Source organism: Azospirillum sp. BE72 (assembly GCF_031455875.1).
GTDB lineage: Bacteria > Pseudomonadota > Alphaproteobacteria > Azospirillales > Azospirillaceae > Azospirillum.
On the sequence record NZ_JAVDTO010000025.1, the window covers coordinates 12,992 to 36,131 of the forward strand.

At 68.4% G+C, this 23,140-nt stretch carries 17 protein-coding genes; 6 read left to right on the forward strand and 11 right to left on the reverse strand.

Annotation, left to right across the window (positions count from 1 at the left end):
• The first annotated feature begins 16 nt into the window (after positions 1-16).
• Entirely contained in the window at positions 17-1,612 is a 1,596-nt protein-coding gene (gene norR, locus J2Y49_RS30430) for a nitric oxide reductase transcriptional regulator NorR (RefSeq protein ID WP_310119376.1), read from the forward strand.
• On the forward strand, positions 1,609-1,875 hold the full coding sequence (locus tag J2Y49_RS30435; RefSeq protein WP_310119378.1) for a hypothetical protein: 267 nt from the start codon (positions 1,609-1,611) through the stop codon (positions 1,873-1,875). The genes norR and J2Y49_RS30435 overlap by 4 nt, the downstream gene beginning before the upstream one ends.
• Here J2Y49_RS30435 and J2Y49_RS30440 read toward each other — a convergent pair.
• The 3 genes from J2Y49_RS30440 to J2Y49_RS30450 form a co-directional block, all read right to left on the reverse strand.
• Positions 1,872-3,155: a TRAP transporter large permease gene (locus tag J2Y49_RS30440; RefSeq protein WP_310119380.1), complete on the reverse strand. Its 1,284-nt coding sequence runs from the start codon at positions 3,153-3,155 to the stop codon at positions 1,872-1,874. The two genes, J2Y49_RS30435 and J2Y49_RS30440, sit on opposite strands and share 4 nt — an antisense overlap.
• Positions 3,152-3,691 (reverse strand): TRAP transporter small permease, encoded by a 540-nt coding sequence (locus J2Y49_RS30445; protein WP_310119382.1) that lies wholly within the window; start codon positions 3,689-3,691, stop codon positions 3,152-3,154. Before J2Y49_RS30445 ends, J2Y49_RS30440 begins: the two co-directional genes overlap by 4 nt.
• A gap of 79 nt (positions 3,692-3,770) precedes the next feature.
• Positions 3,771-5,618: a histidine kinase N-terminal 7TM domain-containing protein gene (locus tag J2Y49_RS30450; RefSeq protein WP_310119383.1), complete on the reverse strand. Its 1,848-nt coding sequence runs from the start codon at positions 5,616-5,618 to the stop codon at positions 3,771-3,773.
• Between the two features lie 228 nt (positions 5,619-5,846).
• On the opposite strand from J2Y49_RS30450, the gene J2Y49_RS30455 reads away from it, so the two are divergent.
• A complete protein-coding gene (locus J2Y49_RS30455) occupies positions 5,847-7,400 on the forward strand; it encodes a sigma 54-interacting transcriptional regulator (protein ID WP_310119385.1) in 1,554 nt (517 codons plus the stop codon).
• A gap of 105 nt (positions 7,401-7,505) precedes the next feature.
• On the opposite strand, the gene uxuA is transcribed toward J2Y49_RS30455, so the two are convergent.
• The 7 genes from uxuA to J2Y49_RS30490 all read right to left on the reverse strand — a co-directional run bounded on the left by uxuA (position 7,506) and on the right by J2Y49_RS30490 (position 15,303).
• Positions 7,506-8,702: a mannonate dehydratase gene (uxuA, locus tag J2Y49_RS30460; RefSeq protein WP_310119387.1), complete on the reverse strand. Its 1,197-nt coding sequence runs from the start codon at positions 8,700-8,702 to the stop codon at positions 7,506-7,508.
• Positions 8,703-8,747: 45 nt separating this feature from the next.
• Positions 8,748-10,022 carry a TRAP transporter large permease gene (locus J2Y49_RS30465; protein ID WP_310119388.1) on the reverse strand — a complete coding sequence of 425 codons (1,275 nt, stop codon included), beginning with the start codon at positions 10,020-10,022 and terminating at the stop codon, positions 8,748-8,750.
• Complete coding sequence (locus tag J2Y49_RS30470) at positions 10,022-10,525, reverse strand: TRAP transporter small permease subunit (RefSeq protein WP_310119389.1); 504 nt, start codon at positions 10,523-10,525, stop codon at positions 10,022-10,024. The genes J2Y49_RS30465 and J2Y49_RS30470 overlap by 1 nt, the downstream gene beginning before the upstream one ends.
• A gap of 199 nt (positions 10,526-10,724) precedes the next feature.
• Complete coding sequence (locus J2Y49_RS30475; protein ID WP_310119391.1) at positions 10,725-11,750, reverse strand: TRAP transporter substrate-binding protein; 1,026 nt, start codon at positions 11,748-11,750, stop codon at positions 10,725-10,727.
• Between the two features lie 71 nt (positions 11,751-11,821).
• The gene (locus J2Y49_RS30480; RefSeq protein ID WP_310119392.1) at positions 11,822-12,850 is read right to left on the reverse strand and encodes a Zn-dependent oxidoreductase; all 1,029 of its coding nucleotides are present in this window, start codon (positions 12,848-12,850) and stop codon (positions 11,822-11,824) included.
• A gap of 40 nt (positions 12,851-12,890) precedes the next feature.
• Positions 12,891-14,387 carry a mannitol dehydrogenase family protein gene (locus J2Y49_RS30485; protein WP_310119393.1) on the reverse strand — a complete coding sequence of 499 codons (1,497 nt, stop codon included), beginning with the start codon at positions 14,385-14,387 and terminating at the stop codon, positions 12,891-12,893.
• A gap of 157 nt (positions 14,388-14,544) precedes the next feature.
• Positions 14,545-15,303, reverse strand: coding sequence for a GntR family transcriptional regulator (locus J2Y49_RS30490; RefSeq protein ID WP_310119395.1), 759 nt, complete (start codon positions 15,301-15,303; stop codon positions 14,545-14,547).
• A gap of 354 nt (positions 15,304-15,657) precedes the next feature.
• On the opposite strand from J2Y49_RS30490, the gene ppc reads away from it, so the two are divergent.
• A complete protein-coding gene (ppc, locus tag J2Y49_RS30495; RefSeq protein WP_310119398.1) occupies positions 15,658-18,429 on the forward strand; it encodes a phosphoenolpyruvate carboxylase in 2,772 nt (923 codons plus the stop codon).
• Between the two features lie 286 nt (positions 18,430-18,715).
• The gene (locus J2Y49_RS30500) at positions 18,716-18,922 is read left to right on the forward strand and encodes a hypothetical protein (RefSeq protein WP_310119399.1); all 207 of its coding nucleotides are present in this window, start codon (positions 18,716-18,718) and stop codon (positions 18,920-18,922) included.
• A 107-nt stretch (positions 18,923-19,029) separates the two neighbouring features.
• Here the strand turns inward: J2Y49_RS30500 and J2Y49_RS30505 are convergent, their stop codons facing one another.
• Entirely contained in the window at positions 19,030-21,666 is a 2,637-nt protein-coding gene (locus tag J2Y49_RS30505) for a methyl-accepting chemotaxis protein (protein ID WP_310119400.1), read from the reverse strand.
• A gap of 299 nt (positions 21,667-21,965) precedes the next feature.
• On the opposite strand from J2Y49_RS30505, the gene J2Y49_RS30510 reads away from it, so the two are divergent.
• Entirely contained in the window at positions 21,966-23,138 is a 1,173-nt protein-coding gene (locus J2Y49_RS30510) for an FIST N-terminal domain-containing protein (protein ID WP_310119402.1), read from the forward strand.
• The last annotated feature ends 2 nt before the right edge of the window (positions 23,139-23,140 follow it).

Below are 23,140 nucleotides of genomic sequence, written 5' to 3' on the forward strand. Positions count from 1 at the left end.
GTGGCTATGATGTCGGATGGACAACGGCGCGGTCATTCCGACAACATTTCTCACGCTGGATGAAGCCGGCGCGCTGCTGCGCATGCTGGACGACCCTGCGCGGCTGTGGCCGCTGCTGCTGGATCTGATGGCGCGGCACTTGCCCTGCGATGCCTGTGCGCTGTTGCGCCATGACGGCCGCTCAAGCGATGCATTGCTGGTCCCGCTCGCCACGCGCGGGCTCAGCCCGGACACGCTTGGACGGCGCTTCGCGCTGGACGATCATCCCCGATTGCGGGCAATCGCCGATGCGGAAGGCGGGCCGTTGCGCTTTCCCCCCGACTGCGAGCTTCCCGACCCCTATGACGGGCTGATCCCCGACCTGAAGCAGCGGCTGCATGTTCATGACTGCGTCGGAGCGCCGCTGAGCGTGGATGGACGTCGGTGGGGCATGCTGACCCTGGATGCGCTGAACGAAGGACGCTTCGACGGCTGGGAGGGGGCGATCGCAGCCTGGGCGCGGCTGGCCGCCGACCTCGCCACGGCGGCGGAACGCCGCGCCGCTCTCACGGATGGCGGCAGCCCGGGGATCAGGGAGATCGACGATCCGCCGGCGGACCTCGAATCCGGCACGGTCGGCACCAGCCCGGCGATGGCGGCCCTGCTGACGGAAATCGACACGGTGGCGGCGAGCGATCTCGTCGTCCTGGTGCTGGGGGAGACCGGGGTGGGCAAGGAACTGGTGGCCCGCCGTCTGCACGCCCGCTCCAGCCGTGCGGCCGGCCCGCTGGTTCATGTCAACTGTGCGGCGCTGCCGGACGCGCTGGTGGAAAGCGAACTGTTCGGCCATGTGCGCGGCGCCTTCTCCGGTGCGGTGAGCGACCGGCGCGGCAAGTTCGAACTGGCCGACGGCGGCACCCTGTTCCTCGACGAGGTCGGCGAGTTGCCGCTTGCGGCACAGGCGAAGATGCTGCGGGTGCTGCAGAACGGCGAAATTCAGCGCGTCGGCTCCGACCGCCACATCACCGTGAACGTGCGGGTGATTGCCGCCACCAACCGCGATCTGGCGGCTGAGGTGCGGGAGGGACGCTTTCGCGCCGACGTCTACCACCGGCTCAGCGTCTATCCGCTGCAGGTGCCGCCGTTGCGCGACCGCGGCACCGACATCCTGCGGCTGGCCGGCCTGTTCCTGGAGCGCAACCGGGCACGGCTGGGCCTGCGCAACCTGCGCCTGTCGGCGGCGGCGGAGCGGCGCATGTTGTCCTACCCCTGGCCCGGAAACGTGCGGGAACTGGAACATGCCATCGGCCGCGGCGCCATCCGCGCCCGCGCCGCCCGCCCGCCGGATGGCGGCGTGCTGACCCTGACCCCGGCCGATCTCGGGTTGGAAGAGGTGGGGGAGGGGATCGCGGCGCCGATGGCGGCCATGCCTCTGCCCCGCCTGCCGGATTCGCCGGCCGAAATGCCGGTGGAGGGTCTCCCATTGCGGGATGCGATGGAGGAGCTTCAGCGGCGCATGATCCACGACCGGCTGAACCGCCACGGCGGAAACTGGGCGAAGGCGGCCGGGTCGCTCGGGCTCGACCGCAGCAACCTGTTCCGGCTCGCCAAGCGGCTGGGTCTGCGCGAATGACCGCGGAGGGCCTGTCCTGGCGGGCCGACATCGACGCGCTGCTCTTCCGGCCGGCGGGGCATGGCGGCTGGTGCGCCGTCCACCGCCTGGCCTTCCGCGCCCTGCTCGGCCTGCGGGAGCCGACGCCGGCTGATTGCCTCGCCCATGCCGCCGCCCATCGCCCGGCATTCGAGGCTGCGGCGGCGGGGAAGATCGCCCGGCGCGGCTACGACGCCGCGGCCAGCCTGCATCTGACCAGCCGCGACATCGCCCGCGCTCTTTAGAACCCCATCTGCCGTGGCATCCACAGCGCCAGATCGGGCCAGACGATCACCGCGACCACCACCAGCAGCAGGGTGACGAGCGGCCACAGCACCCAGCGCACCGTGCTTTCCATGGAACAGCCGGTCATCCGGCAGGCGACCATCAAATTGACCGCCATCGGCGGGGTGAACTGGCCGACGGCGATCATCAGGGTCAGGATCACGCCGAACCACGTCAGGTCCCAGTTGTAGGCCTGGGCGATGGGGATCAGCAGCGGCAGCAGGATGATGAAGATCGAGATGCCGTCCAGAAAGGTGCCGATGACGGTCAGCATCACCACCAGCAGCGCCAGCACGCCATATTCGCCCAGGCCGGAATGGATGATGGCGTCGGCGATGGGATCGATCACCGACAAGGTGCTGAGCGCCCAGCCGAACACGCTCGCAAGCGCGATCACCGTCAGGATGATGGCGGAGATCTCCGCCGCATCGACCAGCATGGAATAGAGGTCGCGGAAGCGGATGGTGCGGTAGACCACCATGCCCAGCAGCAGGCCGTAGGCCACCGCGATTACCGCTGCCTCGGTCGGGGTGAAGATGCCGAAGCGCAGGCCCCCCAGGATGATCACCTTGGCGAACAGGCCGAGCGCCGCGTCCCACAGGCTGCGCCAGAAGGGCGGGCGCGGCTCGTGCGACAGCTTGGAGCCCAGATTGTGCTTCCGCGCCAGCCAATAGACCGGGACGATCAGCGCCAGCCCGGCCAGCGTGCCGGGGATGATGCCGGCGGCGAACATCGAGGTGGTCGGGGCGGCGGGCACCAGCACGCTGTAGATGATCAGCGCCACCGACGGCGGTATCAGGATGTCGGTGGCGGCGGCGGCGGCGATGACGCTGGCGATGTAGGGGCGGGGATAGCCGGCGCGGATCATGCTGGGCGCCATCACGCCGCAGACCGCGGCGGCGATGGCAGGACCCGAACCGGAGATGCCGCCCATCATCATCGCCACCACCACGGCGATGACCGCCAGCGCACCCTTGCCCTGGCCGACGATGGCGGTGGCGAAGCGCACCAGCTTCTGCGCCACGCCCGACCGGTCGAAGATGGTGCCGGCCAGCACGAACATCGGGATGGTCAGCAGCGGGTATTTGGCGATGCCGGTATAGACGCTGGTCGGGACCGAAATGACGCCGAGATGGGCGAAGGCAATGGCGGCGGTGCCGGCCAGCCCCAGGGCGGCGGCGATCGGCACGCCCAACACCATCATGACCAGGAAGGAACCGAAAAGCAGGGTTGTGATCACGGTTCCCCCTCCGGGATATGGCCGGTTTCCAGCGGCTCGGTGCCCTTGTGGATGCGGATCATCCGGCCCACCGTGCGGGCCAGCACCACCAGCGACAGCACCGGCAGCCAGATCGTGTAGATCCACTGCGGCAGCCCCAGCGCCGGCGATGTCACCTCGAACCGGTAGTCGTCCCATGTCGTCCAGGCGCCGTAGAACACCAGCAGCCCGTACATCAGGGCCACGCAGGCCATGGCGAATTGCTCCGCCCGGCGGCGGTTGGCGGGCGACATCTTGTCGGTGACGAAGGTGATGCGGATGTGGCGGTCCTTCACCACCGCGGCTGAGGCGCCAAGGAAGGTCAGGATCACCATCAGGGCGATCGAATATTCCTCGGTGAAGGCGAAGGACACGTCGGTCAGGTAGCGCACCACGACATTGGCGAAGGTGATCAGCGCCACCACCGCCATGGTGACGGCGACCAGCACCTCTTCGATGCCCAGGGGGACGCGGGGTTTCGGCACCGGCCGGACGACGGTGGGGTCGTGATCGCTCATATTGCCAGGGTCCAGATGGAGGGAGCGGGATTATTCCCTTCACCGGTCAATCAATGCAAGAAACGATCTCCCCAGCGGATTACTCCGCCGGCATGTCCGCCATCCCCTCCTCGCAGAGCGCCTTCCCGCGGAGCGGGATGCGCAGCGTGAAGACGCTGCCTTCGCCCAGCCGGCTTTCCACCGTCACCGTTCCGCCATGCAGCGCGGCGATGCGGCGGACCATGTTCAGCCCGACGCCGCTTCCCGCCGCCGTCCCGGTGTTGGTGGCGCGGAAGAAGCGGTCGAACACCCGCTCCACCTCCTCCGCCGGAATGCCGATCCCCTGGTCGGCCACGGACAGCGCCAGTTCCGACTGCCCGCCCGGCCCTTCCCCGATCCACGCGCGCAGCCGCACCGGTGAGCCGGCGGCGGAGTATTTCAGCGCATTGTTCAGCAGGTTGTGGACGCACAGTTCCAGCATGGGGCCGTCGCCGGTCATGCCCGCCGGGCAGTCCTTCAGGTCAAGCTCGATCCGCCGGCCGGGAGCGGCGTCGCCCTGTGCCGCCGCCGCAGCGCGCAGCAGGGCCGGCAGGTCCAGCGGATCGCGGCGCAGAGCGAAGGCCGGGTCGCTCAGCCGGTCGTCGGCGAGGCAGGTTTCCAGGATGTTGACCTGCCGGCGCACCGCACGGCGAATCTTCTCCAGCCGCGGCAGCATGCCGGGAGCCTTCACCTCCGCATCCAGCAACAGGATCTGGGCGGCGCCGTCGATGATGGCGAGCGGCGTCTTGAACTCGTGCGCGGTCATCGACAGGAAGCCCTTCAGCGCCCGCTTGGCCTCCTGTTCCGCGACAAGCCGTTCTTCCGCCTCCAGCCGGGCGAGGTCGAGGCGGCGTACGGTGTCCTCCAGCCGCATCTCGGCGTGGCGGCGGTGGGTGACGTCGCGCAGCATCAGCAGGCAGCCGACCTCGCGCAGTCCCGACCGTCCGCCGCCGCTACGGCCGCCGGAGGTCAGCGGCACCCGCGTCGCCTCGAAGCTGCGCAGGCCGCCGTCGCACTCCAGCGTCAGCGGAACCGGCAGCACGGCGGAGGTGCCGAACGACAGGACCGACAGGCCGGGAAGCTCGGCCAGCCGGCGGCCCAGCGGCTGGCGGTCGCACACCAGCGCCCGGGCGGCGGGGTTAGCCTCCACCACCGTGCCGTCGGCGTCCAGGACCAGCACCGGGTCCGGCACCGCGTCCAGCAGGGCGTCGCGGGCGACCGGCAGCAGGTCGAACAGGCGCCGCCGGGTGATCAGCCAATAAAAGACCGCGCCCATCAGAAGGAAGCTGAAGGGCGTGGGATCCAGGTCGAACAGGGTCAGGTTGCCGGTGACGTAGCCGACATTCGCCACCCACGGCACCGCCATCGCCACCAGAAATCCCAGATAGTGGGTGCGGTAGGCCGGCGTGGCTCGGTGGACGCCGTTGGCGGTGACGACGATGCTCATCACCATGAAGGCGTAGAGATAGATGGTGACGACGAAGAACAGCAGCCCATGGCCGTAGACCAGCGCCGCCCCCGGTACGTCGCTGACAGGGTGGACCGCGGTGTACATCAGCCGGTGGCTGTCGTTGCTCAGCGCCGCCGTCCAGGTCGCCGTCCCCACCACGGCCGGCACCAGCCGCCATCGCGCCGGCAGCTCCTCCCGCGTGTAGGACCACAGGAACAGCGCCCAGAAGCTCGGCGCGCCGACGATGCCGAGCCAGGCCATCTCCGCCCAGAACAGCTTGTCCGCCGGTGCCGGGACGATGGTCTCGATGGCGGCGGCGGTCGCCCACCAGGAGGCTGAAAGCTGCATAGCCACGAAATTGAACCGGCCGGGGAAGGGCGGCAGGGCCCAGCTGCGCCACGCCGTCCACAGGGTCGCCAGCACCGCGGCCAGGAGAAGGACGGCAGGCAGGCTCAGCATGGCGGGAAGGACGGCAGGGGCAAGACGGCTCCGGTGGACAGCTGCTGCCCGGCCGGGACGGGTCCGGACCATGGCGCGGGCGCAGCATGGACCGGCCTGCCGCAACTCCGCAAGGGGGTGCGGCACCATGGTCGGAGTAGCCCGGCGCCCCGTTCCGTCATTGCGGATTCAGCGCGCGGTCCCGATAACACGGGGGATGGCACGGACGGGCACAGGGGAGCGGCCGGGGTGACGCACGGAACGGACAGCGACAGGTTTTCAGGCGATGGGCTGGACGCCCGTCCCTTCGACGGCGACGCCTTCGAAGGCGGGGCGGCCCTGCTGCACCGCCGCGCCATCCCGTCGCTGTTCGAGGCGTTGGAGACCCAGTCCGAAGGTACGGTGGCGGTCGACCGCGACGCGCGGGTGGTGTGGATCAACGCCAAATACGCCCGCATGCTCGGCATCGCCGACCCGGCCGAGGCCATCGGCCGCGAGGTGGAGGAGATCATCCCCCATTCGCAGATGCGTCAGGTCCTGGCGACCGGCCAGCCGATCCTGCTCGACCTGATGCTGTTCGGCACCCAGCGGCTGGTGGTGACCCGCTTCCCCCTGACCGACGACGACGGCGCGGTGATCGGCGCCGTCGGCTTCGTCCTGTATGACAGCCTGCACCGGCTGAAGCCCCTGTTGGCCGAACTGTCGCGGCTGGAGGCGGAACTGGCGGCGACCAAGCGCCGGCTCGACGAGGGGCGGCAGCCGCGCTACACGCTGCAGAGCTATGTCGGCGACAGTCCGGTTTGCCTGGAGGTCAAGCGCAAGGCGCGACTGGCCGCCCGTACCGATGCGCCGATCCTGCTGCTGGGCGAGACCGGCACCGGCAAGGAGCTGATCGCCCAGGCCATCCACGGCCTGTCGGCCCGCAGCGGCCGGTCTTTCGTCGGCGTCAATGTGGCGGCGATTCCGGAAACACTGCTGGAGGCGGAATTCTTCGGCGCGGTGCCCGGCGCCTATACCGGGCTCGACCGCCGCGGGCGGGAAGGGCGCTTCAAGACCGCCAACGGCGGCACCCTGTTCCTGGACGAGATCGGCGACATGCCGCTCGGCCTCCAGGCCAAGCTGCTGCGGGCATTGCAGGAGCAGGAAATCGAACCGCTCGGCTCCGACCGGCCGGTGAAGGTGGATGTCCGGGTGATCGCGGCGACGAACGTCGATCTGGAGCAGCGGATCCGCGACGGCCGCTTCCGCTCCGACCTCTATTACCGGTTGAACGTGCTGCCGATCCGCCTCCCGGCACTGGCGGAGATGGGCGGCGGGCTGGAGGCCATCGCCGAATCCATCCTGCAGGAGATCGCCGCCCGCACCGGCCTCCCCCTGCGCGGCCTGACACCGGAAGCGGTGGAGGCGCTGGGCCGCCACCGCTGGCCCGGCAATGTGCGCGAGCTGCGCAACGTCCTGGAGCGGGCCTGCCTGCTGACCGACAACCGCCGCCTGACCGCCGCCGACCTTGCGGAGGCGCTGCCGGATCTGGCGGCGGACGAACCGGCGGAGACGGCACTGCCGACAGCAGTTCCGGCGCTGGTCCGGGCGGAGGCGCAACCCTTACCGGGCTACGACGCGGCGTTCGACGAGTTCGAGCGCGGACTGCTCGGCCGCGCGCTTGCCGCCCATGGTGGAAAGGCGACGGAGGCGGCACGGGCGCTCGGCATCTCCCGCGCCGCCTTCTACAAGAAGCTCGCGCGTCTGGGGATGCGGGGAGAAGGCAGAATCTCCCTCTCCCCCCCGGGGAGAGGGTCGGGGTGAGGGGGATGCATGGCGTGGCTATCCCAAGAATCCTTCCCTGCGCGACCCCCTCACCCTAACCCTCTCCCCCGGGGGGGAGAGGGGATCTCTGGAACAATCCCTCCCTCACACCGGCAGCTGCTTCATCGCCGAGACCGCGGTCATCACGCCGCGGATCTCGGCGAGACCGCGCAGGCGGCCGATCATCGGGTAGCCGGGGTGGGTCGGCTTGCCGATGTCGTCCAGCAGTTCGTGACCATGGTCGGGGCGGAAGGGCAGGCGCCAGTTGTCGTTGCCGGCGTCCTGGCGGCGCTTCTGCTCCTCCAGCAGGGTGGTGACGACCGACACCATGTCGACGTCGCCGCCGAGATGGTCGGCTTCCTCGAAGGACCCGTCCGGCTCCTTGGCGACGTTGCGCAGGTGGACGAAGTGGATGTCCTCGACGAAGCGCTTGGCCATCGCCGGCACATCGTTGGTCTGCCCCGCCCCCAGCGAACCGGTGCAGAAGGTCAGGCCGTTGTTCGGCGACTTCACCGCGTCGATCAGGTGGGCGAGGTCGTCCTCGGTGCTGACGATGCGCGGCAGGCCGAACAGCGGGCGGGGCGGGTCGTCGGGGTGGATCGCCATGCGGATGCCGACCTCCTCCGCCGTCGGGATCACCTCGCGCAGGAAGCGGGCCAGCGTCTCGCGCAGGCCGTCGGCGCTCATGCCGTTGAAGCGCGCGATCATCCTGCGCAGGCCGGGGATGTCGTAACGGTCATAGGCGCCCGGCAGGCCGGCCATGATGTTCGTCAGCAGCTTCGCCCGGTCGCTTTCGGAAGAGCGGTCGAACCACTCCTTCGCCTTGGCCATCACCTCCGGGGAGTGATCCTCCTCCGCACCCGGACGCTCCAGCATGTAGACGTCGAAGGCCGCATGCTCATAAGCGTTGAAGCGCAACGAGGTGCCGCCGCCCGGCAGCGCCGCGGCCAACTCCGTCCGCGTCCAGTCCAGCACCGGCATGAAGTTGTAGCAGATGGTGGTCACGCCGCAGGCGGCGAGATTGCGCATCGACTGGCGGTAGTTGTCGAACAGCTCCGTCAGGTCGCCTTCGCCGATCTTGATCGCCTCGTGCACCGGCAGGCTTTCGGTGACGGTCCAGCTGAGGCCGAGTTCCTCGTCGGACTCGATCATCGCCTTGCGCTTCTGGATCTCCTCGACCGACCAGACCACGCCATAGGGGATGTGGTGCAGGGCGGTGACCACGCCGGTGGCGCCGGCTTGGCGGATGTGGTTCAGCTTGATGGCGTCTTCGGGGCCGAACCAGCGCCAGGATTGTTCCATGGCTTCGAACTCCTTGGAAAGAGAGGGGCTTTGGAATTTGGATAATCAGCGGAAAAGCAGGCTCGGCAGCCAGAGCGACAGTGCCGGGATGTAGGAGACCAGGAACAGGATCAGGATGTTGCAGAGCAGGAAGGGCCAGATCGCCTTGGTGATCGCACCCAGCGAGATCTTCGCGATGTTCGCCGCGACGAACAGGCAGACGCCGACCGGCGGGGTGGTCAGGCCGATCATCAGGTTCAGCACGGCGAAGGTGGCGAAATGGATCGGGTCGATGCCGACCTGGGTCGCCACCGCCAGCAGCGGCGGGAACAGGATGATCAGCGCCGCGATCGTCTCCATGAAGGTGCCGACGATCAGCAGCAGGATGTTGATCATCAGGATGATCAGGTACTTGTCGGTGGTCAGCGCCAGCATGGAGGCGGCGATGGCCTGCGGAATCTGCTCGCTGGTCAGGATCCAGCCGAAGACGTTGGCGAGGCCCACCAGCAGGATCAGCCCGCCCGACCCGATGGCGCTTTCCAGCAGGATCGCCGGCAGCTGGCGCAGGGTGAAGCCCTTGTAGACGAACAACCCGATGACGAAGGCGTAGAGTGCCGCGACGATCGAGGCCTCCGTCGGGGTGAAATAGCCGCCGACGATCCCGAACAGGATGATCGCCGTCATCAGCAGCGCCCAGAAGGCGCCGCGGCTGGCCCGCAGCAGGGCGCCGAAGCCCTGCCACGGCTCCTTCGGATAGTTGCGCACCCGCGCCAGGATCCAGACCGTCAGCATCATGCCGAGGCCCAGCAGCAGGCCCGGAATGGCGCCGGCCATGAACATCTTGCCGACCGACAGGCCAGTCAGGGTGCCGACGATGATCATCGGCACGCTGGGCGGGATGATCGGCCCGACGGTGGAGGCGGCGGCGGTGACGGCGGCGGCGAAGGGCGCATCGTAGCCGGACTTGCGCATCGCCGGGATCATCACCGCGCCGATGGAGGCGGTCTCCGCCACCGCGGTGCCGGAGATGCCGGCGAAGACCATCGAACCCGTGACGTTGGCAAGGCCGAGGCCGCCGCGGATATGGCCGACCAGCCGGTTGCTGAACAGAACGATCTGGTCGGTGATGCCGCCGCCGTTCATCAGGTTGCCGGCCAGCACGAAGCCGGGGATGCAGAGCAGCACGAAGCTGTCCATGCCCGCATACATGAACTGCGGAACGACGGCGAGGTCGATGTCGCTGCCGACCAGATAAACGGCCGAGGCGCCGCCCAGCGCGATGCCGACCGGCGCGCCCAGGATCAGCAGGATGGCGAAGGTGAGGAACAGTGCGGTGACCATCAGACGGTTTCCCCATGGCTGGGCGGCGCGGTGTCGCGTCCGAACCCGGCAAGGCGGGCGATGGAGAAGAAGGCGAGCGAGACCGGGATGATCAGCGTCACGACATAGACCCAGATCATCGGGACGTTGATGGAGCGCGCGCGTTCGCCCAGGCTGCCGACGACATAGTCCCAGGCGCCGGGGATGATGGCGACGGCGAACACCAGGATCGCCACGTCGACCAGACGGGCGACCGCCCATTGCGCTGGCTTGGGCAGCAGCAGGATGAACATGTCCACGTTCACCAGCTCGCCGCGCAGCAGCGCCAGACCGCAGGAGAAGGCGACGAGATGGACCAGCGCGAAGCGGGCCACCTCCTCCGTCCAGGCCGGGGATGGGAAGCCGGGAACGCGGCCCAGCACCTGGATGGTCACGACGATGATGAGGACGCCGATCGCCGCCAGGGTACCCCAACGGCAAAGGGCGGATACGGCCGACACCGCGGCGGCAAAGGCTGTGCGCATCGGAAGGCACTCATGCGGTTGGGGGGAGGATTACACCCTCTCCCGCCCCGGGAGAGGGGAGGGACCCGCCGCGAAGCGGTGGGAGGGGTGAGGGGTGATCCAAAGATCAAAAAGATCCATGACTGGACTGCCCCTCACCCTCCCCACTTCGTGGGTCCCCTCCCTCTCCCGGGACGGGAGAGGGCAAGGGTCACTCCCCTCACTTCACCGCGAGGATTTCGTCGTAGATCGGCTTGATCTCCGGCGACAGGGCGGCGACCACGGCGGCGCGGCCCTTCTCGGCGAAAGCGGCCTTGTCGACCGTGACGAACTCCATGCCCTTGGCCTTCAGGTCGGCGGCCAGCTTGGCCTCGTCCTCGATGAACAGCTTGCGCTCTGCCGCCTGCGCCGCCTTGGCGGCTTCCATGATGGCGGTGCGCTGTTCGGCCGGCAGGCGGCCCATCCTCTTCGAACCGCCGACCAGATAGATCCAGCTGATGACGTGTTCCGTCTGGTTCACGTATTTCTGGACCTCGTAGAAGCTGGCCGACTTGATGAGGGCCAGCGGATTCTCCTGCGCCTCGATGGTGTCGTTCTGCAGGCCGGTGAAGACCTCCGAGAAGGCCATCGGCGTCGGCTTTGCGCCCAGCCCCTGCCAGAAGGACACGAACAGCGGCACGTTGGGAACGCGCATCTTCAGGCCGTTCAGGTCGGCCGGCGTCTTGATCGGGCGCTTGCTGGTCAGGTTGCGCGGGCCGCGGGCGAAGTAGGTCAGCGGAACCAGCTGGGTCTTCTGCTCGATGGCCTCGGCGATCTTCTGGCCCGGCGCGCCGGTGACGACCTTGTCCAGATGGTCGAGGTCGCGGATGCCGTAGGGGACCGCCAGCAGCGCCGCGGCCGGCGCCCAGTTCTGCAGGGACTCGCCGGTGATGGTGAAGTCGATGGTGCCGAGCTGGATGCCCTTGATCAGGTCGGTTTCCTTGCCGAGCTGCTCGTTGGGGAACACCTTGACCTCGACGGCACCATTGGTGCGCTTGGCGACTTCCTCGGCGAAGACCAGCGAGGCCTTGTGCCAGACATTCTCCTCGTTGGCGAGATGGCCCAGCTTCAGCGTCGTCTTGGCCTGGGCACGGACGATGGCCGGCGCGGCGATGCCGCCCAGCAGCGTCGCTCCGGCGGCGAGACCGGCACCGAGACCGATGCTCTTGGCCAGTGTGCGCCGGGAAATCGGGGTCTTGCTGTTCATCTCGTGGTTCCTCCGTTTTAGGCGGATCGGGTCCGCCTTTATTTGCGCAATGGATAAACTGAGGCCGGCAATCAGCCTTCGAAGTCGAGCTGCACCTTGATCGTGCTGGACGGGTCGGTTTCGATCAGGGCGAAGGCGCTTGCCGCGTCGGCGATCGGGAAGACCTGGGTGATCATCGCCGCCGGCTGCAGCTTGCCGCTCTCCAGCCACTCGATCACCTGCGGCAGCAGGCGGCGGTTCAGGCGGGACCCGACCAGCGTCAGCTCCTTCTTCACGATCTCCTGCTGGCTGATGTTGCAGGGGCCGGGGGAGAAGCCCAGAAGCCCGATGCGCGCGGCCGGGCTGGCAAGGCGGCAGGCCTCTTCCAGCAGGGCCGGGACGCCGGCGCCGTCGATCACCACCGTGGGGCCGAGCCCGTCATTCTCGTCGCGCACCGCATCGGGAACCGACACGCGCGCGGAGTTGAGGACGACGTCGGCGCCGAACTCCTTCGCGCGCTCCAGCCGCTTGTCGTCAAGGTCGGCGACGATGCAGCGGGCACCGTGCAGCTTGGCGACCTGCACCACCGTCAGCCCGACCGTGCCCGCGCCATAGACGAGGACCGTGTCGTCGGCGCCGATGCCGGTGCGCGACAGCACGTTCGCAGCGATCGACAGCGGCTCCGCCAATGCCGCGACGGAGAAGGGCAGGTCGGAGCGCACCTTGACCGCGTTGGCAGCCGGCACCACGACGTGGTTGCGGAAGCCGCCGTCGCGATGGACGCCGAACACCTCCAGATTGGCGCAGACATTGCTGCGCCCGGCGCGGCAAGCATAGCAGCGGCCGCAGGACACCACCGGATCGACCACCACATGGTCGCCGGCTGCGACGTTGGTCACCCCGTCGCCGACCGCCTCGACCGTGCCGGCGAACTCGTGACCGATCACGCGCGGATAGACCGCGAAGGGGTTGGAGCCGTGGTAAATGTGGAGATCCGACCCGCAGATTCCGGCGCGCTGGACGCGGACCAGCACCTCGCCGGCCTTGACCGGCGCGGCGTCCGGGGCGTTTTCGGGACGAAGGGCCAGCACATGCGGCTTTTCGACGGTCAGGGCAACCACGGGAACACTCCCTAGAGAAGATGATGCTTTGAAAGCTGGGTCAGGCGGTGGCGGCGACGACGGCGCGGGCACCCTCGGCGAACAGGCGCTTGAGCGCGGCGGTGACCGGTCCGGTAAAGCGCGGGTCGCGCGGCAGGTCGTCGCCGAACACCGCGGTCAGGCCCAACAGCGCCTCGGCCAGCCGGTCCGGGTCGCCGGCGGCGGATGCCGCGATCTCGGCCAGCTTGGCGGCCAGCGGATCGCGCACGTCGATGGGCTGGCCCTTCTCGTCGATGCCCGCGACGTAGCGCATCCAGGCGGCGACGGCCAAAACCATCCGGTCGATCGGTTCCCCGGCGGCGAGGCGCTCGCGGATCGGGTTCAGCAGGCGCTGCGGCAGCTTCTGCGTGCCGTCCATGGCGATCTGCCAGGTGCGGTGGCGCAACGCCGGATTGCGGAAACGGGCGATCAGCGCGTCCTTGTAATGCTCCAAATCAGCGCCGGGCGGCATGTGCAGGGTCGGCCCCGTCTCCCGGTCCATCAGGTTGCGGACCAGAGTGGCGAAGGCGGGATCGGCCATGGTGTCCGACACCGTCTCGTAACCCGCCAGATAGCCGAGATAGGCGATGGTGGAGTGGCTGCCGTTCAGCAGCCGCAGCTTCATCGTCTCGTAGGGGTGGACGTCGGCGACCAGCTCGACCCCGACCTCCTCCCAGGCCGGTCGCCCGGCGGGGAAGCGGTCCTCCACCACCCACTGGGTGAAGGGCTCCGTCACCACGGGCCAGGCATCCTGCATGCCGAGCGATTGGGACACGCGGGCGCGGTCGGCCTCGGTGGTGGCGGGGACGATGCGGTCGACCATGCTGTTCGGGCAGGCGACGGTTTCTCCGACCCAGGCGCCGAAGTCCGCATCGCGCAGTTCGGCGAAGCGGCGCAGGATGCGGGCCACCGTGTCGCCGTTGCTCGGCAGGTTGTCGCAGCTCAGCACGGTGAAGGGCGCCACCCCGGCGGCACGGCGGCGGGCCAGCGCCTCCGCGATGAAGCCGATGGCGGTGCGCGGCTTGGCCGGATTGTCCAGGTCGTGGCGGATGTCGGGATGGTCCTCGTTCAGTGCGCCGGTCGCCGGGTCGTGGCAATAGCCCTTCTCCGTCACCGTCAGGGTGACGATGCGCACCGACGGGCGGCACATCCGTTCCAGCACCGCCTGGGGATCCTCATGCGCCACCAGCAGTTCCAGCAGGCAGCCGATCACCCGCAGCCGCTCCCCCTCCGCATCGCGCACCGCGACGGTGTAGAGCCCATCCTGAGGTTCCAGCGCGTCGCGGGTGTCGGGGCTGCGCAGGCTGACGCCGGCAATGCCCCAGGGCCCGAACCGCTTTTCCAGCAAGGCGTCGGTGTAGGCGGCCTGATGGGCACGCTGGAAAGCGCCGACGCCGAGATGGACGACCCCGAGTTCCAGCGCCTTGCGGTCGTAGGCCGGCCGTGCCACCGCCGCCGGCAGATTGGACAGGCCGGCAGCGCCGAGGCGGGGCAGGGAAGAGGTCGCAGGGGATTGCATGTGGGTTGGTTTCCTTCCCGGCGGAGCGATTGCGCGAGGCGTTGGCTCGCATTCTTGTATGGTAGTATGTCAAACACCACGGGCGAGGGCAACCCGGATTGTTCCGCAGTAAAATGGTATGGCGCCCTGATAAGGAAACAGGCCGATGCTGTGCCGGTCAGCGCAGTCCGGCAACCTTCGAGCGGCCGGCAGACCGGGAGGCGGTCTTGGGAGCGGGAGGCGCCGCACCATCCTCCTGCGTGAACAGGTCGGGGAACTTGCCTTCCAGTTCCGGCAGCGACGTCAGGATCTCGCGCAGGTGCATGCCCATCGCCGCTTCGGCCTTGGCGGGGTCGCGGGCGACGATCGCCTCCAGCACCGCCTGATGCTGGGAGATCAGACGGCGGATCGGCGTGGCGTAGGGCACGCTGAGGTAGCGGACGCGGTCCATCTGGGCCTTCGTCTCCTCCACGATGCGCCAGGCGTAATCGCACTCCGCCCCGATGGCGATGGTGCGGTGGAAGGCCTCGTCCAGTTCCAGGAAGCGCACCGGCACCGGTTCGTCGGCGATGTCCCACTGGGCCTTCAGGTTGTCGCGCAAGTCGGCGAGGCCGGCCGGCGTGATGGTCTCGCAAGCCTTGCGGACGACCGCGGTCTCCACCGCCTCGCGGACAAAGCGGGCATCGAGCACCTGCTTGACCGAGATCTTGACGACGAAGGTGCCGCGCTGCGGCCGGATGGTCAGCAGGCCGGACTCGCTCAGCTTTATGAAGGCCTCGCGCACCGGCTGGCGGCTGACGCCGAGCTGATCGGCGATTTCCTGCTCGGACAGAGCTTGACCGGGGCGGAACTGCATCGTCACGATGGCTTGGCGCAGCACCCGGTACACGCGCCGCGCGATCGGCTCCCCGGAGTCCACGTCGATCTTGTTCAGCATCGCTTCGCCACCCTGTCAGTCCGCCCTTCTCCCCGCCCGCTTCGTCATACGGAGCATGGGCAGGAGGAAACAATCAGTCAAGCATACTACCATACTAGTTGGGAAGCAAGCGCCACGCTGCGGGCCTTTCATATGCGACGTCGCATTTCACAGCGCTGCGACTTATGGAAATCATTTCGCACCAGCACACGGACTGTTGAAACTTCCTGAGGAATCGGCATGCTGTCGCCGATGGTCTGACCACTTCGCGCGCAGGGGCATGCTCCTGCCCGGATTTTGATCATCCAAATTCATGTATCCGGCGCTCGCGCATCGACCCGTATCCGTCAATCCTCGACCAGGAAACCGTCGCCCATGTCCGCCATCCTGCTGCAGGAAAGTTCCGAGACGAAGGACCAGCCGCTCCGCGAAGACATCCGCCTGCTGGGGCGCATCCTGGGCGACACCGTCCGCAGCCAGGAAGGGGAGGCGGTGTTCGACATCGTCGAGCGCATCCGCCAGACCTCCATCCGGTTCCACCGTGAAGAGGACCAGGGCGCCCGCAAGGAGCTGGAGGCGATCCTGAACAGCCTGTCGCCGCCGCAGACGGCGCGGGTGGTGCGGGCCTACAGCTTCTTCTCGCACCTCGCCAACATCGCCGAGGATCAGCACCACATCCGCCGCACCCGCGCCCATGCGCTCGCCGGGTCGTCGCCGCGCGACGGCACCATGGCCCATGCGCTGGACGAGGCGACCAAGGCCGGCATCACCGCCCAGCAGCTGAAGGAGTTCTTCGACGGCGCGCTGGTCAGCCCGGTGCTGACCGCCCACCCGACCGAGGTGCAGCGCAAGAGCATCCTGACCGTGCAGATGGCCGTCGCCAAGCTGCTGGCGGAGCGCGACCACGGCCCGATGACGCCGGAGGAGGAGGAAACCAACCTCGAATCCCTGCAGCGCGCCGTGCTGACGCTGTGGCAGACCGCGATCCTGCGCGCCACCAAGCTGGCGGTGACGGACGAGGTGTCGAACGGCCTGACCTTCTACGACTACACCTTCCTGCGCGAGATGCCGCGCTTCTACGCCCAGCTGGAAGACCATCTGCGGCGGATGGACCCGTCCTGGGCGACGACGGAGCTGCCGTCCTTCCTGCGAATGGGCAGCTGGATCGGCGGCGACCGCGACGGCAACCCCTTCGTCACCGCCCCCGTCCTGCGTCAGGCGATGCGGATGCAGAGCACGCGCGCCCTGCAATTCTATCTGGACGAACTGCACACGCTGGGGTCGGAGCTGTCGCTCAGCACCCGCGTCATCGACGTGTCGGAACCGCTGCGCCAGCTGGCCGAACGTTCCCCCGACCCGTCGCCGCACCGCAAGATGGAGCCCTACCGCCGCGCCATCTCCGGCATCTATGCGCGGGTCGCCGCGACTTTGCGGACCCTGGACGGGCTGGAGGCGCCGCGCCACGCCGTGGGCGAGGCGCCGCCCTACCTGACGCCGGCCGAGTTCCGCGCCGATCTCGACATCATCGACCGGTCGCTGACCGTCAACGGTTCGGCCGCCCTCGCCAAGGGCCGGCTGCGCCACCTGCGCCGCGCCGTCGACCTGTTCGGCTTCCATCTGGCCAGCATCGACCTGCGCCAGAACTCCGACGTGCACGAGCGGTCGGTGGCGGAACTGCTGTCCTTCGCCGATGCCGGGGTCGATTACACGGCGCTGTCGGAGGACGAGCGGATCGAGCTGCTGGTCCGCGAGTTGGAGACCAACCGGCCGCTGGCCTCGCGTTATGCCGATTACTCGGAAGAAACGGCGTCGGAACTCGACATTCTGCGCACCGCCGCCGATGCCCGCGCCCGCTTCGGGTCGGACGCGGTGGTGAACTGCGTCATCTCCAAGACCGACGGCGTGTCGGACATCCTGGAGGTCGCCGTCCTGCTGAAGGAAGCCGGGCTGCTGCGGCCGAAGGACAAGGCGCTGGACCTGAACATCGCCCCGCTGTTCGAGACCATCGGCGACCTGCGCAACTGCGCCGCCACCATGGACCGGCTGCTGTCGATCCCCACATATCGGCGCTTCCTGGAAAGCCGCGGCAACCTGCAGGAGGTGATGCTCGGCTATTCGGACAGCAACAAGGACGGCGGGTTCCTCACCTCCGGCTGGGAGCTGTACAAGGCGGAGATCGCGCTGGTCGAGGTGTTCGCCAAGCATGGCGTGCGGCTGCGGCTGTTCCACGGCCGCGGCGGTTCGGTCGGCCGCGGCGGCGGTCCCAGCTATCAGGCGATCCTGGCCCAGCCGGCCGGCGCCGTTCAGGGCGCCATCCGCATCACCGAACAGGGCGAGGTCATCGCCGGCAAATATTCCAACCCCGAGGTCGGCCGCCGCAACCTGGAAACGCTGGCGGCGGCGACGCTGGAAGCGACCCTGCTGCACCCGGAATCCGCGGAGCCCTGCACCGATGTGTTCCTCCAGACCATGGAAGAGCTGTCGGAGCATGCCTTCAAGGCCTATCGCGGGCTGGTCTACGAGACCGAGGGCTTCGAGAAGTATTTCTGGGAATCGACGGTCATCGGCGAGATCGCCAACCTCAACATCGGCAGCCGTCCGGCCTCGCGCAAGAAGTCGACCAGCATCGAGGATCTGCGGGCCATTCCCTGGGTGTTCAGCTGGGCGCAATGCCGCCTGATGCTGCCGGGCTGGTACGGCTTCGGCTCGGCGGTGAAGGCCTATCTGGCCCAGCATCCCGACGGGATGGAAAGGCTGCGCGCCATGCACCGCGACTGGGGCTTCTTCCGCACGCTGCTGTCCAACATGGACATGGTGCTGTCCAAGTCGAACATCGCCATCGCGTCCCGCTATGCCGGGCTGGTGTCGGATCCGGAGCTTCGCGACGCCATCTTCTCCCGCATTCGGGCGGAATGGCAGGACTGCATCGAGGTCCTGCTGGCGATCACCGAGCAGTCGGCCCTGCTGGAGAAGAACCCGCTGCTGGCGCGGTCGATCCGCAACCGCTTCCCCTATCTGGACCCGCTCAACCATGTGCAGGTCGAACTGCTGAAGCGCCACCGCACCAGCGACAGCGGCGAGCAGATCGCCCGCGGCATCCATCTGACCATCAACGGCATCGCCGCCGGATTGCGCAACAGCGGCTGATCCGCCGGCGCTTTTTCACCGACGGCACCTGTGGCCGGACCGGACGAAACGAGCCCCTCTTCCCTGCGGAAGAGGGGCTCGTTTCGTTTATGAGCAGATGCAAAATCAATTTGATCAGCAATCTTTCCCTGCTCTTGTGCAGTGCCGTTCAAGTCTTCGCCGCTGCAAAATGACGCAGGCGAATTCGAATGGCTGGGCCGCAAAAAGTCATGAGGTCTTGCCAAATTCCGAATTGAAGGCAGACGAATAGTTTGATAGCTGTCGCGGCCTCACCAGGAGGATTGGTATGACCACTCAGTCGCAACAGCAGCAGATGGCCCAGCCGAACGAGGTTCGGGCGCAAGGGACGGCCGGCGCCACCAGCACCCAGGCGGGAGCCGCCGCCGCCGGCGAACAGGAAGAACGTTTGGTCTGGGGCAGTGCCTGCGGCGCCGGTGCCGGGGCGGCCATCCTGTGGCAGCCGATCACTTTCCAGGGAAGCGGTCGGCGGTGACCGGCCTCGGGATGGTTGAAATCCTGGCTCTACCCCGCCGCTCCGCAGGTCGGACGACGGGGTAGAGCCTGCCGGTTTTCCATCCCCTGTGCTATCGGGGACTTTCTTCAGCCCGCCCGCATCCGGTTGACCAGACTGTCGACCTGAGAGCCCAGCGAGCGCACCTCGTCCGCCACGGTGGAGGATGCCGTCAGCACGCGGGTGGCGGATTCGCCCGATTCCGCGGCGGCCCGGGCCACGGAATCGATGTTGCGGCGGACATGCTGGGTGCCGTCGGCGGCTTCGCCCACATTGCGGGCGATCTCGCGGGTGGCCGCGCTCTGCTGTTCCACCGCCGCCGCGACGGTGGCGGCGATCTCGTTGATCTCGCGGATGGTGCCGGCGATGGAGCGGATGGCGTCCACCGCATCCTGCGTCACCGACTGCATCGCCTGGATCTGGCTGGAGATCTCCTCCGTCGCCTTGCCGGTCTGGTTGGCGAGGCTCTTCACCTCCGAGGCCACCACCGCGAAGCCCTTGCCGGCCTCGCCCGCGCGCGCCGCTTCGATGGTGGCGTTCAAGGCCAGCAGGTTGGTCTGGCTGGCGATGTCGTTGATCAGCTGCACCACCTCGCCGATCTTGTTGGCGGATTGCGACAGCCCCTCCACCGTGCGGTCGGTGCGTTCGGCTTCTCCGGCCGCCTTGCGGGCGATCTGGCTGGAGGCGTGGACCTGGCTGCCGATCTCCTGGATGGAGGCCGACAGCTCTTCCGTCGCGGCGGCGACCGCCTTGACGCTGCCTTCGGCCTGCTGCGAGGTGCTGGCGGCGGTCGCGGCCTCTCCGGTGGTGGCCTCCGCGTTGCGGCTCATGCGCTGGGCCATGTCCTGCATCTCGCCAGCCGCACGGGCGACGCGGTCAAGCACGCCGCGCACGCTGCTTTCGAAATTCTCCGCCATCTCGACCATCGCCCGGCGGCGCTCACCGGCGGCCCGGCTGCGTTCGGTCTCGGCACGGGCATTGGCCGCACTGGCCTCGTTGGCGGTGTCGCGGAAGACCATCAGCGCGCGGGTCATGTCGCCGATCTCATCGGAGCCGGCGGCGGGGATTGGAGCGTTCAGGTTGCCGGCGGCGATCGCCCGCATGGCATCGGACAGGGCGCTGAGCCGGGCGACGATGTTGCGGCCGACCACGAACCAGGCCAGCGCCGCGGCGCCGATGAGACTGGCGGCGGCGAACAGGATCAGCATCATGCGGCCGGCGGACAGTGCGTCGGTGGCGCCGGCGGCGGCGGAGTCCGCCTCCTGCTTCATCGCCGCGATCTGGCCGTCGATCATCCCGGCGAATTCCTGGGCGATCTGCCGGTTCTCGGCCAGGATCAGCTCGTTCTCGTCGACCGCATGCAACTCCGACCGGCGTAGCGCGAACAGGCTGGACTCGCCCTTGCCGAAGCCGATCAGGGCCTCGGCGCTCTTGACCAGCTTGGGAAGCCCGTCGTCGCCGACCGCCTGCAAGGCCTTCAACCGTTCCGCCATCGCCTTGGCGGCGGCGGCATAGCGGGCTTCCAGCATCGCCAGCCTGTCCTCCGTCGGGGCCTGCATCCCCTCGTTCAGGGCGCCGACGGTGGCGGCGGCATAGGTCGACAGCTCCAGATAGGTCCGGAAGCGGGCCAGCCCGTCGCCGAGCAGGTCCTGCATCGAATCACGGGTCTGCGAGCGGATGTTGACGCTGGACAGCTTGATCTCTGCCTTCAGCCGCATCAGCGGCGATTCCATCTGCTCCAGCAGCGCCGCCTGCTTGCGCGCCGCCTCGGCCAGCACATCGGCGATCTTCTGACGGATGCCGACGCGCTCGCCGCTGTCCGCAGGCAATTCCAGCGACTTGCGGCGCAGGTCGAACACCCCGTCGGCGCCGTCGCCCAGCAGGAAGAAGGCGTCGAGCCCGTCGGTGGTCTCCTTGCTCAGGCGGCTGCCGACCTGCGCGGTGGCGCTGACCATGCGGGCGGCGGCTTCCAGATAGGATTGCTGGTGCTGGGTGACGGCAAAGGCGGTCTCGGCGCCGCCCGCGCGGGTCAGCGCCTCGGACGCGACGCTCAGGTCGCCGCGCACCTCGTACATGGTGATCAGCGAGCGCACGGCATCCCCGAGCGCGTTCATGTCGCGTTCGGTGCTGGCGTCCAGGGTCTCGCCCTTGCCGCGCAGGGTCGCGCCGGCCCGTTCGGTCATGGGAGCCAGGGCCGCCAGGAAGGTGTCGTAGGAGGTGGCCAGCCCGACGCCCATCTCCTCGCGTGTGGTGCGGACCGACAGGCGCCGGTTGACGGCGGCGTTCTCCTTGTCCAGCGTGACGACCAGCGCCTCGGTCTTGGCCCGCAGTTCCGGGATGCGGGCATCGCCGGGCCGGCGATTGCCCAACTCGTCCACCAGGGAGCCCAGCGTCTTGGCGCTGCCCATGACGTCGCGATAGGCACGCTCGCGCTCGGCCTGCGTCTCGGCGGCATCCAGCACCGGAGCGGCGGCGGCGATGCCGCTGCTTTCGCCGGACAGCCGCTTGGCCAGCTCCATTTCCGGCAGCCCGGTGCCGACGATCCGCGTCAGCGGCGCCTCCACCGCGGAGAAGGAGGTCAGCCCGACGATGCTGGCGGCGACCGTCATGCCGGCCATGCCGGCGAAGGCGAGCAGAAGCTTGCCGCGCACGCCCAGGCGGCGGGCGCGTGGCTCGCCGTCCTTGCGGTCCGGCATCATGGTGTCGTCGCGGACATCGATCGTCATGTTTCGTCCCTGCTCCCCCGGAATGATGTGACTGGCCGGGCTTGGCGCCCGTCTTGTTCGTTCCTGCCCCGCACTGCTGGGCAGGCCAACCATACTGCAGTGTGGTTGACAGATCCTTACGGGGGAACTCTCATTTTCTGCCATTCATGGGCATAGTCGCTATCGGCGATACGCCGGCGGACCGGCGTCTCGGCATGCGTCATTATGACCATCCGCATGCGACGAACGTTATAGAGGCTCTTCTCCCCCGCAACCGCCGTGTTAGTCTTCCGCGTGAGACATCGATGATGGGGAGACGCATGCGGGTCTGGCAGACGGTGTTCGCGCCCTCGGCTGCGGAGGTACCTCCGCAGCCCGTCCCGCAACAGGCCGATCTGGTGCTGGTCTTCGGCTCGGTCGCCCATTTCGACGCGCCGGATTTCGCGCCGAGGCTCGCCGAGGCCTTCCCCGGTGCCGTGCTGGCCGGATGCAGCACCGCGGGCGAGATCGTCGGCGACGGCGTGCTCGACGGATCCTGCACCATCACCGCCATCCGCTTCGACCGCGGCGCCGTCATCGCGGCGGAGGCCGGTATCGCGGCCATCGACGACAGCCAGCCGGCGGGGGAGGCGTTGGGAGAGGCGCTTGCCGCCCGGCCGGGGCTGGCCGGGGTGCTTCTGTTCGCCCGCGGCGTGGCGGTGAACGGCAGCGCGTTGATCGATGGGCTAATGTCGCGCCTGCCGGCCGGGGTGCCGGTGTCGGGCGGACTGGCGGGCGATGGCGGCGCCTTCGTCCGCACGCTGGTGCTGTCGCCGTCAGGCGTGTCGGACGCCCGCGCGGTGGCAATCGGGCTATATGTGGGCGGCCTATATGGAGACGGGCCGCATCTCGGGCTCGGCTCCGTCGGCGGGTGGGAGCCGTTCGGACCGGCGCGCAAGGTGACCCGCGCCGTCGGCAACCTGCTGCTGCAGCTGGACGGGGAACCGGCACTGAACGTCTACAAGCGCTATCTCGGCGACTATGCCCGCGACCTGCCGGCGTCGGGTCTGCTGTTCCCGTTCGAACTTCTGAACGGAAACTATGATTCGGTCGGGCTGATCCGCACCATCCTGGGCATCGACGAGGCGGCGGGCGGCCTGATCCTGGCAGGCTCGGTGGAGGAGGGCTTCTATCTCCGGCTGATGCATGCCAGCACGGACGGGCTGGTCGACGGGGCGGAACAGGCGGGCGCCATCGCCGCCGCCAGCACGGGGTCGGACGCCGGGAAGGCCACCGAGGGCGACCGGCTCGCCCTGCTGGTCAGCTGCGTCGGACGCAAGCTGGTGCTGGGCGACCGGGTGGAGGAGGAGGTGCAGGCGGTGGCCGACCGGCTGGGGGCCGGCACCCTGCTGACCGGCTTCTACTCCTATGGCGAGATCGGGCCGATGCGCGATCTGGTCGACTGCCGGCTGCACAACCAGACGATGACGGTCGCCTTGCTGACGGAACGCTGAGC